We start from the raw sequence: 15,681 nt of genomic DNA, 5'->3' as shown, positions 1-15,681 counted from the left end.
ATATCCCGCATGTCTTTCCCTTCGCTGCCGGCCGGTGCGCTGACCGGATGCAAAATCATTGACCTGTCGCGTGTACTGGGGGGCCCATATTGCACCCAGCTGCTCGCAGACCATGGTGCTGACGTCATCAAGATCGAGCCGCCTGTCGGCGACGAAACGCGCGGATGGGGCCCGCCTTTCCTGCATGAGACCGCGTCATATTTCATCGGCGTCAATCGCAACAAGCGCGGCATGACGCTGGATCTATCCGAGCCAGCGGGACAGGAACTATTGCGTCATCTTCTGGCAGATGCTGATGTGCTGGTCGAGAATTTCAAGCCAGGCACCCTGGAAAAATGGGGCCTCGGGTACGAACAGCTCAGCGCGGCATTTCCGCGTCTGATTCACTGCCGCGTCAGCGGCTTTGGCGCCGACGGCCCATTAGGCGGCTTGCCCGGCTATGACGCCTGCGCACAAGCCATGTGCGGTTTGATGAGCGTCAATGGCGATGCCGATGGCGATGCCACACGGGTCGGCCTGCCTGTCGTGGACATGGTCACTGGCCTGAATGCAGCCGTCGCCATCCTGCTAGCGTTCAACGAACGCGTGCGCAGCGGCCTGGGCCAGTTTCTGGACATCACGTTGTACGACTGTGCAGTATCGCTATTGCATCCGCATGCGGCGAATTATTTTTATAGCGGCAAGGTCCCTGGCCGCACGGGAAATGCGCATCCCAACATCGCACCTTACGAAACGCTGCCGACACAAAGCGGACCGATCTTTCTGGCTGTGGGCAACAATCGGCAGTTTGCAGCGTTGGCGCGTGCTTTGAACGCCGAGGCCTTGTTGACTGACGCGCGCTTTACGAACAATGCGGATCGTCTGCAACATCGTGATGCCTTGCGTGCAGCGTTGACGGAAAAACTGGCCTCGCACGACGCAGCGACACTGGCAGAACAACTGCTGCGACAGGGGGTGCCCGCCGCCGCGGTACAAAATGTAGAGGACGTGCTGCACCATCCACATACCCGGCATCGCGGAATGGTGTTGGAACAAGGCGAATATCGAGGCGTGGGATCACCGATCAAGTTGTCTCGCACGCCAGCCAGTTTGCGGCGATTGCCGCCGAAACTGGGAGAACATAACGAAGAGATACGATCTGGCATAGACGACGCGTACCGAGCCTGACACACAGCCCGGACGGCACATCCCGCTCAAGCGCAGGCTGGCAATGATCCCTCGTCAATCATGTCCAGCCATGCCTGGGCCAAATCATGCAGCGGCTTGTCCACGAGTTTGCCGTCCACCGTCACCGCACCATGTGCGCCTTGCGCTACCGCGTCTATCACTCGTTTGGCCCAGGCCAGCTCATCCTCAGAAGGCAAGAAGCCCCTGTTCACCGGCGCCACCTGCTTGGGATGAATACATAGCTGCCCGCCAAAGCCGAGGCGGCGCGCAGCGGCTGCCGTGGTTTGCAAGGCGTCGGGATCATCCCAATGCAAGGTCGCGCCATCGACAGGCGCAGCCAAGCCGGCACGCCTCGACGCCAGCACCAGGGCAACACGTATTGGCAGCCAGCCATTCTCGTCTTGAATACCCGTATCACGGGCAAAATCCACGCTGCCAAATACCAGGCGTACGACCCCGGGCACTCGCGCCAAGGCCGCCGCATTTTCCACCCCTGCTGCGGTTTCGATCAACGGAAACAGGCGTACGTTATCGCCCAGGCGATGACGCAGCTGATTCAGTATCGACGGATCCTCCGCCTTGGGCAGCATCACCGCATGACAGCCCGCCTGCTGCAAGGCGCTGACATCAGCGTCAAACCAAGGCGTGTCTGCGCCATTGATACGTATCAACGCTGGGCAGGCAGATGATGCGAGCCATGGCACCGCCAAACTGCGCGCCCGTACTTTTGCCTCGGGCAACACTGCATCCTCGAGATCCAGAATGATGGCGCCCGCCCCGGCCGCCGCAGCCTTGTCAAAACGCTCGGGACGATCTCCCGGCACAAACAGCAAGCTACGCAGACGTTTCATCACTCATGCCTCCTCGCGAACTGAGAAACGACGCCGCTGCGTCACCAACAGCACGCCGCACAGTAAAGCCGGAATCACGATCAGAACGAAGGCGATCCGATAGCTGTCAAACAGCGCCATCATCGCGCCGAACAAAGGCGGTCCCACGACAACGCCCAGAAAAGTGCAGGTCAGCGCTCCGCCCGTAGCCATACCCGTTTTTCCCGCCGGCGCCTGCCGCGCGATTTCTGCCAGGTATACGCCATTCCAGCCGACGGCTGCCGCGCCCAGCACCACCAGTGCAAGCGCCACCATCGGCACAGGTGCCTGGGCCGACAACGACGCCAACACCAGTACCCCCAACCCCATCAAGGCTGCCAGCACGGCCAGCATCAGGACCGCCCCCAGATAGCGGTCGGCACACCATCCCCAAAAAATCCGTCCCACCACCCCGGCCACCTGGCCCAACGACAACAGGGCGCCCGCAGCAATCAAGGTGTACGCGAGACTATCGTGCAAATACGTCACGAGGTAGGCACTGAACGACCATTGCACCGCCGAAAAGCATAACGATGCGCCAGCTAACAGCGACAGCGTTCTATGCGAAAAAATCAACGCCAGCGGCGCACGTAGGCCTCCCAGTCCCGCTGTTCGGGCCGGTTTGCGGTCCGCATCCAGTTCCGCGCGTACCCATTGCGCCAACAACGCACAGACCAGGCATGCCGCAGCCGTCACCAGCAGCGCTCCCTGCCACCCCACGCCGATTTCGAGCTTGGGGGCCAACAGACCCGCCAACACGCCTCCCAGCGGCACGCCGGTCTGTTTGACGGAAAACACGAACGACATCCGATTCACAGGCGTGGTCTGGATCAGCAGATGCGAACTGGCCGGCGTGATCGGCCCATAACCGAGCCCCAACAGTATCGCGCCGATAGCCAGCAACACCGTATATCCGGCCACGCTCAAGAGCAGCCCTGCCGCACACAGCACCAGCCCCAATTGACTGGCACGGATCGCTCCCAGTCGAGACACCCAGCCGCCAGCCATCAAGCTGCCTGCCATCGCCCCGACATACATCAACGACACGTAAATGCCGATCGACTCGCCCGCTACGCCCGTCTGGGCACTGATCGCGGGTGCCAACACCGGCACCACCAATGCGGCTGCAGCCACCAATGACTGCACCGCCAACGTAATCGCCAGAACTGCGCCGCTGGAGACTCTCACACAGGCACCTGCCATTCACGGCGGAATGACTCACGGTAACTGAAGCGATCCGCGGGATGGACACTGACGGCCAGTTCAACCAGCGCATCGCGCGCATCCATATATCGGCGCTCGAGCCGCAAGCCTGCCGATCCAGCCTTGACCCCCAGGCGGGACGCCAGCGCCTTGTCCAATACGACACCCTGTATATCCTGATGCACCGTCGTGATCTGCACGTCGAACTCGTCCTCCAGAACCGCGTACAGCGCACGCGTCATCCGGCCCTGTATGCCCGTCACCGAGCGAAAGGCCGGCGCAATGTACGCGTCAGTCAAACAGATAGGCGCGTCATGCGCCTTGGTGTAACGCAGCCCCCATACGTGCAGCCAGGTTTCGCCCGGCGACGCATCCAAGGTATCTGCCAGGTCGCCGTCTACATTCAACAATGCCTGGCCCTCGATTTCCAGAGAGGTTTCGTAGGCATATTGGCGCAGATCCGTGATCCCCGACATGGTTTGCGTGTACTGCGTCACCGGCGCCTGCCGGAGCACGCGGCTGCCGACGCCCGCCTGACGCGTCACCATCCCCATCTGGACCAACTGCTTGACCGCCTCGCGGATGGTAAAGCGCGACACGCCAAACTGATCACACAATTCAAACTCGGTGGGCAGCAAACTGCCCACCGGATACCGGCCCGCTCGTATCTCGTTGATCAGCGTCGTCGCCAGCTGCAAATATCGTGGACGGCCTCCTGGCGCTTCGATCTTTACTGTCATAAAACGGCATTCTTCCTCAAACTGGCAATCTGATCAGGTCCATAACCCGCCTGCGCCAGCAACTCGTCAGTATCAACGCCCATGGCTGGCGCCGCCCGGGTCAATGGGGCTTCTCCAGGGCACCGGATCGGCGACGCCACATTCCGTATTGCCCTGCCCTCCGTATCATAAGCGTCCAACAGGCACTGACGCGCCTTTACAAACGAGCTATCCAGCGCCTGGGCCACATCATAAACGGGCGCCGCCGGCACCCGGCCCGCAAAACGCGCCATCCAGTGGTCTGTCGTCTGGGACATGAAGACGGTTTCCAGCTCCTCATTAAAGCGGTCGCGGTTCTGCAAACGATCCTTGAAACTGCGGTAGTCCGGATTATCGATCCACTCGGGATGGCCCATCGATTGCGCCAGCAAGGGCCAGAACTTTTCCTTGTTGCACATGATAAAGATCCAGCTGTCGGCCGTACGATACAGCTGGCTGGGCACCAGCGAAGGGTGACCGGACCGGGGCGCACGTCCTGTCTTGTGCCCGCCGTTCAAATACCATGTCGCCAGGTATCCCAGGTTATGCAACGCCACGTCGAACAGGCTGACATCCACGTCGCGCCCTGTCCCGCTCTGGCGTGCGCCCAGAACAGCCGACACCAGCCCCAGCGCAGCCGTTGTTCCCGTCATCAAATCGATGATGGACAGCCCGAATCGCGACGGCGGACCATCAGGCTCACCGGTGAGCGAAAGGTATCCCGCCTCCGACTGCATCAGATAGTCATACCCCGGCCAGCTCGCGCGCTCGCCATCACGGCCATACGCTGATAAATGCACGCAGACGATATCCGCCCGCACCTCACGCAAGGCATCATAGGTCAGTCCGAGCCGCCCTGGCAGGTCTCCGCGCAGGTTATTGAATACCGCATCGGCGTGCCGGCACAGATCGCGCAGCACCTGCTGGCCTTCCGGCTGTTTCAAATCCAGCGTGACACTTTTCTTGTTGCGATTGAAGGCTTGATAAAAATGGCTATCCCCTGGGCCGAAATAGTGTGGCCCCACGGCGCGGCCGACATCGCCGCCATCGTGGGGGTTTTCGATTTTGATGACCTCTGCACCTAAATCGGCCAGATGCTGCGTGCCGAACGGCCCCGCGCCATATTGCTCCACGGAAACAATACGTAATCCAGTGAGCGGCAGACTCATACGCGGTTCCTCTCGACCAACTGCTTGGAAATGATGATGCGCTGCAGTTCGTTGGTGCCTTCGCCAATGACCAGCAGCGGCGCATCGCGGTAGAACCGCTCGACCAGGTATTCTTTCGAATAGCCATATCCGCCATGAATACGCATGGCTTCCAAAGAGTTCTCCACGGCTGTCTCGGTCGCAAAGAGCTTTGCCATCCCCGCCTCCATGTCGCAACGTTCGCCGCGGTCATAGGCTTGCGCCGCTTGCAGCGTCAACAGGCGTGCGGCTTGTGTGCGCGTCGCCATTTCACCGAGTTTGGTCTGGATGGCCTGATGCTCGCAGATCGGTTTGCCGAACGTCTTGCGCTGCTGAGCGTACTTGACTGATTCGCGCAACGCCGCTTGCGCCACACCGACACCGCGGGCGGCCACATTGATGCGGCCCAACTCCAGTCCGTTCAGTATCATCTGCAGACCCCGGCCCTCGACTCCGCCAATCAAGCGATCGGCCGGAATGCGGTAGTTCTCGAATACGAGCTCGGTCGAGTCAATGCCTTTGTAGCCCAGCTTTTCGAGTTTCCGGCTGACGGTGAAGCCCGGCCCTTTCTCCGCGATGAAAAGACTCATCCCTTTATGACGCGGCTCAGCTTGCGGATCCGTTTTGACCAGCAGTGCAAAGCAATTGCCGTAATAGCCATTGGTGATCCACATCTTTGCGCCATTGACGACATACTCGTCACCTTCGCGCCGTGCCGTGGTCCGGATCGCCTGCAGATCGGTGCCGCAATCGGGCTCCGTCAATCCAATGCCGCCACGCAACTCGCCCGTCGCGAAACGAGGCAGAAACGCCTGCTTTTGCGCCTCTGTACCGTTGCGCTGTACGGCGGCCGCCATGATCAGATGCGAATTCAGAATGCCCGACAGCGACATCCATTCCTCGGAAATGCGCTCAATGATCTTGGCATATGTCGTCGTCGACAAGCCCAGTCCGCCATATTCCGGCGCAATCAGGCATCCGAACAGACCCATGGCCTTCATTTTTTCGACGATTTCTTCGGGATAGACATCGTCATGCTCGAGCTGCCACACATGAGGCCGCACCTCTTGCTCCAGAAATCGGCCGACCATATCCAGAATCAGTTGTTCCTGTCCATCATCATGCATTGTCATCAGATGCTCCTCAACACCTATAGGCGGCACACGCCGCTCAAGCCTCGCGTCCCAATTGATCCGCCAGCGTGCGCGACGATCCTTGTTCCATCTGCAGCACGCTCTGTTCAAGGGCATCAGCGTGTGCCGCCGACATTCGGCGCAATACGTTGTCCCGATACTTGGCCCGGATATCCGATTCGGTCAAAGGCCGGTCTTCCGCACCGCGGTTGACTGCCTCGCGCTCGCGCAGAACACGGCCGTCTTTCAGCTCCACGATGACCTCGCCCGAGTAATGCTTTGGAAAACCGCTATCGGGATCGTGCCGGTAATCCGTCACCTCGGCCAAGGCCAGCACAGCAGGATCCCGCAACGCGTCCGGCTCCAGATCGTCCAGCGTCAGCCGGCCTTTGCACAATGCTGTGCCAACCAGGTACGGAATGCTGAACTGCGCCTCATAGCTATTGGCGGGTTTGCGCTTGGAAGACTCGGGCTCGCATACCGTCTTGACGACCTCCTGCGGCACCAGCACAGTAATGCGATGTACTTGTTTCGCAGAGATCCCTTGCGCATGCAACCGTGCGGCGGCATCGACACTGGCATGCGTAAAATGGCAGGCAGGCAAAGGCTTGACCGACACGCGCATCAATTCCCATCGATCACCGAGTTCGGCAGTGGCCAGGCCCAGGTCATAGTCGGCTCCGCTCAAATGACTTGCATACAAGCCGAACCTCCCCTCATAGGCTAAACGCGTACCGGTATAACCATGCTTGCCGAACGTGGCTGCCGTGATCCCCGCCGACGCGGCCCAGCCGGGATGCATGCGCTTGTTCCATGCGCCGTCGTTGAGAAACTCCAGGCTGCCCGAGGCCAGAGACAAGGCGATACCCTGCGCATCCACCATCTGCTGTACGTTCAACCCGAGCAGCCAAGCCGCTGCCAGGGCGCAACCAAAGGTGCCGATCAATCCCGTGGGATGAAAACCTATTTGATGAAAACCGCCCTTGGCTACCGCCCCCAAGCGCGTGGACACCTCCATACCCAGCACATAGGCTGCCACCATGTCCGCACCACTGCGGCCCTCGCGCGCCGCCAATGCCAATACGGTAGGCAACGCCGACGCCGTGGCATGAATCACGCCTCTGGCATGGGTGTCGTCATAATCCAGGCCATGTACCAGAATGCCATTGGCCAACGCGGCGTTACGCAAGTCCATGCGTCGTGAGCTGCCGATCACGACGCTATCGCCACCACCATCCAGTTCGTCAATAGCGGCCAACGCACGTCGGGAAAAATCATAACCACGCGAAGCGATGGCGATACCGATGGAATCCAGCATCAGCAGCCGCGCCCGCTCGCGCACCTCATCAGGAATGCGCCGCGCATCGAAACCGGCAGCGTATTGCGCCAACACCTCTGACAGAGCCAATCCTGCGGCGGGCATTGCATTGTCTTTCATGTCTGTTCTCCAGAGTCTATAGCGATGCCGTCAATGCACGAGCGTCAACGACAATGCGGGCACAAAAGTGATCAGGGCCAGGGACACCAACCTGGTGACGTAGAACGGCACCACGCCACGGGCGACCTGCTCGACCGGGATACGGGCAATACCGCTCATCACGAACAGGTTCAGGCCGATCGGCGGCGTCAACGTCGCGATCTCTACGTTTGCCACCATGATCACGGCGAAGTGAACAGGATCAATCCCGAGGTGAGTCGCCATGGGAAAGAGCAACGGCGCGGTCAGCACAATCATGGCAACGCCGTCCAGGAACATGCCCAACGCCAGCAGCACGACATTCGCCAGCAGCAGAAACTGCCACGCAGTCATGTCCATGCGTTCCATGAAACCGATCAGCGACGCCGACACCCCCATACGTGCCAGAATGAAGCCGATCAGGCTTCCCCCCATGACCACCATGAAAATCATGGTGGACTGCAGGATCGACTCTTGTGAAGCCTGCCACACGTCCCGCCATTTCATCGTGCGATAGATCAACACGCATAACAATGCGGCATAGCCCGCTGCGACAGCCGACACCTCGGTGGGCGTGAAGATGCCCAGGTAAATGGATCCCAGCACCAGCACTGGCATGGACAACGCACCCGCGGCACGCGGCAAACGCCGTGTAAAGCCCGCGAAATCCGGGGTTCCCGCCGTATTCCCGTAACCATGCCGGCGCGTCAGCCATACCGTGGTCATCAACAGAAACGCCGCTTCCATCAAACCCGGCAGGATTCCTGCGATGAACAATTTGTCCACCGGCAATCCGACAATAGAGCCAATCAGGATGAAACCCAATGATGGCGGGATCATCAAACCCAATGTTCCGCCCACCGCAACCAAGGCCGCCGAAAAACGTGGCGGATAGTTCTCACGCTTCAGGCCATCGACCGTCGCTGCGCCAATCGCGGCCGCCGACCCAACACTCGATCCCGACACGGCCGCGAAGAACACGCACGCCAACATCACCGTCAGCGCCAATCCTCCACGCACGCAACGCACCAGGCTGCCGATGAGTTCGATCATGACAGCGACGATATTGCCGCGCATCATCAAATTGCCCATCAGTACAAACATGGGAATTGCCATCAGTGGATAACTATTGATGGACTTGAAAGCCGTCTGGGCAACGACCGTCAGGGGGACGCCGTCGACCGACAGCACCATGCCGCTGGATACCAGGCCCATCGCCGTGCCCACATGAGCCCCCAGCGCGAGCAGCACCAATAAGCCAATAACAGAGAGTCCCAGTGTCATAGCGACGGCTCCTGACGGCTCAACGCTGCAGTGACGCTTGCGTCGGGTACCTCATCGACAGGCTCGGGGGCAAAGGGATCTCCCCAGCGCCACGCATACCATGCGGCGCAGGCATAGTAGATAAACAATGCCACACCCCCCACCGGCATCGCCAGAAACAGCAGCCACATGGGCAGCTCCAGCGATGATTCGGACACCATGCCCATCGAATAAAACCGCTGCACTTGAGGGATGGACGAATACGCCAGAATCAAAGCGAACCCCATGCCCGCAAAGCAAGACAGCAACCAGACCGCGCGCTGCGCCGTCAACGGCAAACGCTGGACCAGCAACTCGCTGCGAATGTGGTAATGGCGAAAGCCGGCAATCCCCAATGTCAGGAAAAAGGCCCACACCATCAGAAAACGCACAGACTCTTCAGCCCAGAAATAGCTGACATTCAAGACATAGCGGCTAAAGCCTTCCACGATCATGATCAAGGTCGCGCCCAAGGCAAGCACAGTGGCCAGCGCCAACGTCAATCGGGATAACCAGCCCAGCTTGCCGAATACCGGCGTAATGGCGGCTGCAGGTTGCATAGTCTTGCCTGACGCCTGCTTTGCAGAGGTCAGCGCAGGGGATTCCAGATTACTTGCCATCATGGACACACTCCTTGCGTATGTTTTCCAGCTCGGCAATCGCATCGGCATGCTTGCTGCGAAACCCTGCCCCCGCTGCGACGACACGCTCCTTCAGTTGCTCGACCTGCTCAGGCGCCATGACCCGGTAATGCCCGCCCTGGGCCACCATCTGCTCGATCAGTTGCTGATCCTTGGCCACGGTCTCTTTCCACTGCTTGGCGATGATCTCGTTCAACACGTCGTGGATGGCCTTGCGCTGGTCCTCGGGCAGCGCATCCAGCCAAGGCTTGTCCACTGTCACGGCGGACGTGGCCAGCCCCATGCCTGGCGCCAAGGTGGCGAATTTCGCGGTTTTCCCCAAGACATCCACCCACCCTGCGGGGGACGTCATGGCGCCGTCAATCGCCCCCTGGGACAAGGCGGCCGACATTTCCGAAGCAGACATGGAGATCGGACTGGCCTGCACAGCGCGCATCGCGTCCAGCATGATCTGTCCACCAATGACCCGGATCTTCTGGCCCTTGAGATCGTCCACGCTCTGAATATCGCGATCTTTCATGAGAAAAATCAGATCGGCCGTGCGCAGGAAACCCAGCACTTGTATGCCGCGAGGCTCGAGATAGCCTGAAATCTGGCGTGTGAACCGCTGCGAGAAACAAGGATTGGTCATCTCCTCCGAGGTCAGTGCAAATGGCAAGCTGGCCACACCGACGCGCGCATCGAACTGCTCCAAGCGCGAAGACACCGGCCACACCATATGCACGGCGCCCGTACCCAACGCCGCCAGCCCATCGCGATCGTTATAGAGTTGCGACGCCGGAAAATACTTTCCTTGTATCGCTCCTCCCGTGCGCTGCTTCACGGCAGCAATGAACTGCTCGATGTAGGGGCTAGGATTGGTCGCCGATGGGATTTCACTGGTGATGATCATGTCGGCTGCGTGTGCCGCAGATCCCCACCCCACCACCGCGGCTGCTGACCAGGCAATGGCCCAGTTCCGAAGTGCTTTCATTTCGTCTCCTCCGTTGCCGTGGTCCGGCTATCCCGATGCGATGGAGCTGTCCATGCTGCAGGGCGCCGCTGATGCCACTCGGTGAATTGTTGATACCGCCGTCCTAACGCCAGCACACGGTCTTCGCCCAAAGGCGGCCCCACTAATTGCATCCCCAACGGCAAGCCCTCCGCCCCTTGTCCTGCTGGTACGCTCAGTACAGGCAATCCGAGATAATTGATTCCTCGCGTCCAGATCGACAATAGGGCAAACTCCCGTTCCAGGCGGGCTTGGTCTGCATGCTGAGTGGGCGCCACCAGTGGCGCGACATCCGGCGTACTGGGCAACATCAACGCATCGGCATCGCCCTGAATGTCTCGCAAATACCGTTGCAAGAATGCATGCCGCAGACGCAGCGCATCGTAGTAATCCACGCCAGACACCAGCAAACCGCGCGAGATCCGGCGACGGACCTGATGTCCGTACGCATTACCGAACTGACGCAGCCACCGCTGATGCAAGGCCGCGGCCTCGACTGCCAGCACGACGGAGGCCAGAACACTCGCCTGCTGCAAGGTGGCATAAGGTGACGGGACCATGACGCACTCAACGCCGGCATCGCGCCATACACGTTGCGCTTCATCCAACGCGTGCCGCATCGCGCCGGAGATCGGATCGCCGTCGTCCCATTGCGGCACAGCCACCTTTAAGCGCCGCGATGCTGCGCCCAAGGTCACCGGCGCATCCAGGCAAGACAGATCCGCGCAGTCCCGCCCTGCGATGGCTCGATATGCGTAGCCGCAGAGTTCAGCCGACCACGCCAATGGACCAATACAATCCAGGCTCGCCGACAAGGGCATTGCCCCGGCGGCACTGACGCGATACTGCGTAGGCTTTAAACCAGTCAAACCGCACAACGCAGCCGGCAAGCGAATCGAACCGCCCGTGTCGGATCCGATCGCCAATGGCACATGCCCTGCTGCCACCGACATGGCCGCCCCGCTGGAACTGCCGCCGGACACTCGGTCCAGGTCCCAAGGATTACGGCCGGGCCCGTAGGTTTCATTCCAACCGGTGGGAGACATGGCGAACTCGGCCATCTGCTGCGTTCCCAGGATGACAGCGCCGGCACGGCGCAAGCGCGTGACGACGGTGGCATCTGCTTGCGCCTGAGGGCTGCCGGCACGCAGCGGCGTTCCCCAGCCCGCCGTGCGGCCCTGCATGTCGAACATATCCTTGATGCCCACAGGCATTCCATGCAATGGGCCGCGCCATTTGCCATGACGCTGTTCCTCGTCCAGTGCGCGTGCATCGGCCAGTGCAGTGTCGGCATCGATATGCATCCAGGCAGCCTTGCCAGGCTGGCGCTGTTCAATCGCTGCCAGGCTGGAACGCACCTGGTATTCACTATCCTGCGATGCGCTGCGGGCCTCAATCGCGACATCAGGGAACGGCTGGGGGGCCAACGCACGCAGCACCTGGCCAAATGGCTCGCAGGTCTGCATCATGTCAGATGCCGCCCAATCCTGTCTGAGGTCTATTCTCAGGGCCTCGACCATCTCCGCCAATTCCGGCACGTCCCCCGCATCAATGGGCAAGTCGCGCGCTTGTGACCACTGCAATGCCGATTCAATGAGCGCGCTCATTTCAGACCCCGCAACGCTTGGCCAGCTCGTCGACCTGTTTGACGACCTCGGGGTATTTGTCGGTGTAGACCTTTCTGGCGGCCTCGGCACGGGTTTTCCATTCCGCGCTGGCAGCCTCGTCGGCCACGCGATAGACCGATCCCTCGTCCTGCATTTTCTTCACGAGTCTCGCGTCATCTGCACGAGCTTCTTTCCATTGACGCGGAATGATGCTGTTCAAGCTGTCCACAATGGCTTGACGTTGCGATGCCGAAAGCGTCTCCATCCATCCCCGGTCCACCACGATGGCATAGGTGGCCAACGACATGCCCGGAACATGGAATGCGTACTTGCCCGTTTTGCCGATCATCTCGGCCCACCCCGCCGGTGACGTCAACACGCCGTCGATCGCGCCCTGCGCAAGCGCCGAACTCATTTCCGATGCGGCCATGGAAATCGGGCTGGCACCAAAACCACGCACCATGTCCAGGAAAATGCGGCCCCCCGTCACGCGCAGTTTGGCTCCCTGCATATCAGCGAGCGACTTCACGTCCCGGTCACGAAAGATGAAAAACAGATCTGCGGTGCGCAACAGGCCCAACACCTGCAATTGCCTGGATTTCAATCGTTCGGATATCAGATCGGTCAGGCCGCTGGCAAAGCAGGCGTTTTCCATTTTTTCATCAGACAGGCCGAACGGCAGATTCAGATAACCCAGACCCGCATCCAATGTCTCGAGCCGCACAGATACCGGCCATACCATGTGCACGGCACCGGTGCCCAATGCCGCTACCCCGTCCTGATCGTTGTACAACTGCGAGGCGGGAAAGACCTTGACTTGAACTTCGCCGTTGGTGCGTTTCGCAACGTCCTTGGCAAATTCATTCATGTATTGCGTTTTCCAGTGCGAAGCCGCGACTTCGGAAGTCAGCACCATCTCGACCGCACCGGCGCTCATTGGGATGGCCAACGCGCATAGCACCGCAAGCCGGCGGAAAAACGGATAAAACATAGCAATATCTCCTGAAGTGAGTACTGCAATGCCACGGTTCTCTCCAGACGTAGAGAACCCTTGAGCCACGCAGGCTCATCAAACAGCTGAAAGTGAAATGCCGGCGTTACTTGTCGCCGACGGCGTGGCCGCGTTTGGGTACCAGGCAGGATCGGATGAAGTTCATGACTTCGACGCCGTTCTGGTTATAGGCCCGCGTCCGGGTCGTCACGATGCCCTGTGTCGGCCGGCTGCGCGACTCACGCAGCTCCAGTACTTCCGATTCGGCATACAAGGTATCGCCGGCGAAAACGGGAGCGGTCAGATTGATCTCTTTCCAACCCAGATTGGCGATCGCCTTACCGCTGACATCCGCTACGGTCATGCCCAGCACCATCGCCACCGTCAAGCCACTGTTGACCAGCAAACGGCCAAACTCGCTTTGCGCAGCAAACGCCGCGTCGCAATGCATGGGATGAAAATTCATCGTCAACAGCGAAAACTGAATGTTATCGGCATCGGTCAAGGTGCGGCCGGGCCGATGCTCGTACACAGCGCCTAATTCGAATTCCTCCAGATAGCGTCCAAAGCTGAAGCGATACCGCTGAGGACCGGTTTCCACTACCTCCATGCTGCCTCCTTTGTTCAATTTGTTAGTTTGTCTGGACAAATAGTCCTCCAAGCGCAAGAACGTGTCAACGACTTTTTGTCGTGCGATGCAACACAGGCAAAAAAAACGCTGGCATCGCACACATGCGATGCCAGCGCTCTTGGCCGAGGGACTGTTAGCGGGCGATGTTAATTTGCCGCATTCAGAAATGCCCTGACCTGCTCAGGTCTAGGCAAGGGATCGACCGCCCCATATCCGGTCGTGGACAAACCTGCGGCCGCGTTGGCGTAATAGCAGGCCTGCAACCAATCGTCACCGGCGCAGGCGCGCGCCAATAAATTACCTGCGAAGCAATCGCCCGCCCCGGTGGCGTCGACGGCTTTCACGCTGCGCGGCGCAATGGGCGTGCGAGTGAGCTTGTCGTCCAGGATCACGCCCTTGCTGCCCATCTTCAGTACGACGATGGCGTGGTCGTTGACGGCGCGAATCCAGTCCAGGATCGCATCCGGCTGGTCCATGCCGGTCATCAACGCCATATCGTCCAGACCTGGGAGAAACACGTCGCACTGCGCGATGGCTTCGCGCAGGATGGCGCGAGCGCGTGACATCGGCCACAGGCGGGCGCGCAGGTTGGCGTCCAGGCACGAGCGCGTCCCGGCGTTGCGGGCGCGTTCCATGGCGGCGAACACGGTATCGCAGGCGGTGGTGCTGATGGCCAGGCTGATACCGGATACGTGCAGATAGCGCGACCGTTCGACCAGTCCATGCTGCAAGTCCGCGGGCCGCATGCGCGCGGCAGCCGACTCGTGGCGTGCATAGCTGAAGCGATGGCCGTCCGCCGCATGCTGCACGAAATACAGGCCGTTGTTGGCCTGTTCGTCACATATCATGCCGGACACGTCGACACCCTCGTTGCGCCAGGTTTGCAGCAGCAATTCGCCGAAATCGTCGTTGCCGCCGTAGCGGCCCAGATAGGCGGTGCGAGCGCCTGCGCGCGCTGCGGCGATGATGACGTTCGAGGTGTCGCCGCCGATGCCTTGGCGGTACATGGGCTCGCCCGGCACGGTCTGGTTGAATTCGATCAAGGCCTCGCCCAGGCCCACCACATCGAAATCATGCGCGGCCATGGGCGGCCTCCCGGGTCTGGCGCACCGCCGCCAAGAGGCTGTCGGTGTCGCGGGCGGCAAAGGCTTTTTTGTCGTAGAGAGAGGACCCTATACCGACGAAGTTGGCGCCTGCGCGGAAATAGTCGTGCATGTTGTTTGTCGATATGCCGCCCGTAGGGCAGAACACGGTGTCAGGGAACACGGCTCGCAGGGCGGCTAGATGAGCGGGGCCGCCGGTGTCGGCGGGAAAGATTTTCACGACGTCGGCGTTGGCCCGGTTCGCGGTCATGACTTCGCTGGGGGTGAAGGCGCCTACGAGGCATAGTTTGCCGGCCTCGTGGGCGGGCGGGATCATGTCGGTGGCTAACCCAGGGGAGACGAGGAAATCGGCGCCGGCCTTGAGTACGGCGTTTGCCTGAGCGGCGTCCATCAAGGTGCCTACACCTAGCAGGACGGCACTGCCGTGTTGCTGGCGCAGGGTTTGCAGGACGTTCAGGACGTCGGGAATGGTCCAGGTCAACTCGATGGCTTCGAAGCCTGCACGGATGGCGATGTCTGCGGCGTAGAGGGCTTGCTCGGCGTCGGTGTAACGGAGGACGGGGACCACGCGGGTCTGGATCAATGCGTTTAGCAGAGGGGTTGGCATGGGGATTGTCCTGGGGATGTTCTGTTCACGGAGGA

At 60.3% G+C, this 15,681-nt stretch carries 15 protein-coding genes; 1 reads left to right on the top strand and 14 read right to left on the bottom strand.

Translation table 11 applies throughout. The features are described 5' to 3' along the window. Positions 1-9 precede the first annotated feature (9 nt). The gene (locus ACYVIT_RS24820) at positions 10-1,167 is read left to right on the top strand and encodes a CaiB/BaiF CoA transferase family protein (protein WP_415805681.1); all 1,158 of its coding nucleotides are present in this window, start codon (positions 10-12) and stop codon (positions 1,165-1,167) included. A 26-nt stretch (positions 1,168-1,193) separates the two neighbouring features. Here ACYVIT_RS24820 and ACYVIT_RS24815 read toward each other — a convergent pair whose 3' ends face one another. From ACYVIT_RS24815 to ACYVIT_RS24750, 14 genes are all read right to left on the bottom strand, one after another. Beyond that, positions 1,194-2,018, bottom strand: a complete 825-nt coding sequence (locus ACYVIT_RS24815) for an HpcH/HpaI aldolase/citrate lyase family protein (RefSeq protein WP_415805680.1) — start codon at positions 2,016-2,018, stop codon at positions 1,194-1,196. Between the two features lie 3 nt (positions 2,019-2,021). Then, on the bottom strand, positions 2,022-3,224 hold the full coding sequence (locus ACYVIT_RS24810) for an MFS transporter (RefSeq protein WP_415805679.1): 1,203 nt from the start codon (positions 3,222-3,224) through the stop codon (positions 2,022-2,024). Further along, positions 3,221-3,979 (bottom strand): GntR family transcriptional regulator, encoded by a 759-nt coding sequence (locus ACYVIT_RS24805; protein ID WP_415805678.1) that lies wholly within the window; start codon positions 3,977-3,979, stop codon positions 3,221-3,223. Before ACYVIT_RS24805 ends, ACYVIT_RS24810 begins: the two co-directional genes overlap by 4 nt. After that, on the bottom strand, positions 3,976-5,166 hold the full coding sequence (locus ACYVIT_RS24800; RefSeq protein ID WP_415805677.1) for a CaiB/BaiF CoA transferase family protein: 1,191 nt from the start codon (positions 5,164-5,166) through the stop codon (positions 3,976-3,978). The genes ACYVIT_RS24805 and ACYVIT_RS24800 overlap by 4 nt, the downstream gene beginning before the upstream one ends. After that, positions 5,163-6,317 carry an acyl-CoA dehydrogenase family protein gene (locus ACYVIT_RS24795; protein WP_415805676.1) on the bottom strand — a complete coding sequence of 385 codons (1,155 nt, stop codon included), beginning with the start codon at positions 6,315-6,317 and terminating at the stop codon, positions 5,163-5,165. The genes ACYVIT_RS24800 and ACYVIT_RS24795 overlap by 4 nt, the downstream gene beginning before the upstream one ends. Before the next feature lie 37 nt (positions 6,318-6,354). Then, entirely contained in the window at positions 6,355-7,755 is a 1,401-nt protein-coding gene (locus ACYVIT_RS24790) for an MmgE/PrpD family protein (protein WP_415805675.1), read from the bottom strand. 30 nt (positions 7,756-7,785) lie between these two features. Continuing rightward, positions 7,786-9,057 carry a TRAP transporter large permease gene (locus ACYVIT_RS24785; RefSeq protein ID WP_415805674.1) on the bottom strand — a complete coding sequence of 424 codons (1,272 nt, stop codon included), beginning with the start codon at positions 9,055-9,057 and terminating at the stop codon, positions 7,786-7,788. Next, positions 9,054-9,698, bottom strand: a complete 645-nt coding sequence (locus tag ACYVIT_RS24780) for a TRAP transporter small permease (protein WP_415805673.1) — start codon at positions 9,696-9,698, stop codon at positions 9,054-9,056. Before ACYVIT_RS24780 ends, ACYVIT_RS24785 begins: the two co-directional genes overlap by 4 nt. Next, the gene (gene dctP / locus ACYVIT_RS24775) at positions 9,685-10,689 is read right to left on the bottom strand and encodes a TRAP transporter substrate-binding protein DctP (RefSeq protein ID WP_415805672.1); all 1,005 of its coding nucleotides are present in this window, start codon (positions 10,687-10,689) and stop codon (positions 9,685-9,687) included. The genes ACYVIT_RS24780 and dctP (ACYVIT_RS24775) overlap by 14 nt, the downstream gene beginning before the upstream one ends. Next, positions 10,686-12,314: an amidase gene (locus tag ACYVIT_RS24770; RefSeq protein WP_415805671.1), complete on the bottom strand. Its 1,629-nt coding sequence runs from the start codon at positions 12,312-12,314 to the stop codon at positions 10,686-10,688. Before ACYVIT_RS24770 ends, dctP (ACYVIT_RS24775) begins: the two co-directional genes overlap by 4 nt. Before the next feature lies 1 nt (position 12,315). Beyond that, positions 12,316-13,305 carry a TRAP transporter substrate-binding protein DctP gene (dctP, locus tag ACYVIT_RS24765; protein WP_415805670.1) on the bottom strand — a complete coding sequence of 330 codons (990 nt, stop codon included), beginning with the start codon at positions 13,303-13,305 and terminating at the stop codon, positions 12,316-12,318. Between the two features lie 106 nt (positions 13,306-13,411). Then, positions 13,412-13,915, bottom strand: a complete 504-nt coding sequence (locus ACYVIT_RS24760) for a MaoC family dehydratase (RefSeq protein WP_415805800.1) — start codon at positions 13,913-13,915, stop codon at positions 13,412-13,414. A 167-nt stretch (positions 13,916-14,082) separates the two neighbouring features. After that, positions 14,083-15,021 carry a sugar kinase gene (locus ACYVIT_RS24755; protein WP_415805669.1) on the bottom strand — a complete coding sequence of 313 codons (939 nt, stop codon included), beginning with the start codon at positions 15,019-15,021 and terminating at the stop codon, positions 14,083-14,085. Then, positions 15,008-15,646 carry a bifunctional 4-hydroxy-2-oxoglutarate aldolase/2-dehydro-3-deoxy-phosphogluconate aldolase gene (locus ACYVIT_RS24750; protein WP_415805668.1) on the bottom strand — a complete coding sequence of 213 codons (639 nt, stop codon included), beginning with the start codon at positions 15,644-15,646 and terminating at the stop codon, positions 15,008-15,010. The genes ACYVIT_RS24755 and ACYVIT_RS24750 overlap by 14 nt, the downstream gene beginning before the upstream one ends. Positions 15,647-15,681: the final 35 nt, after the last annotated feature.

The sequence above is a fragment of the Bordetella muralis genome (assembly GCF_054781015.1).
This window is presented reverse-complemented; position numbering and strand designations above follow the sequence as displayed.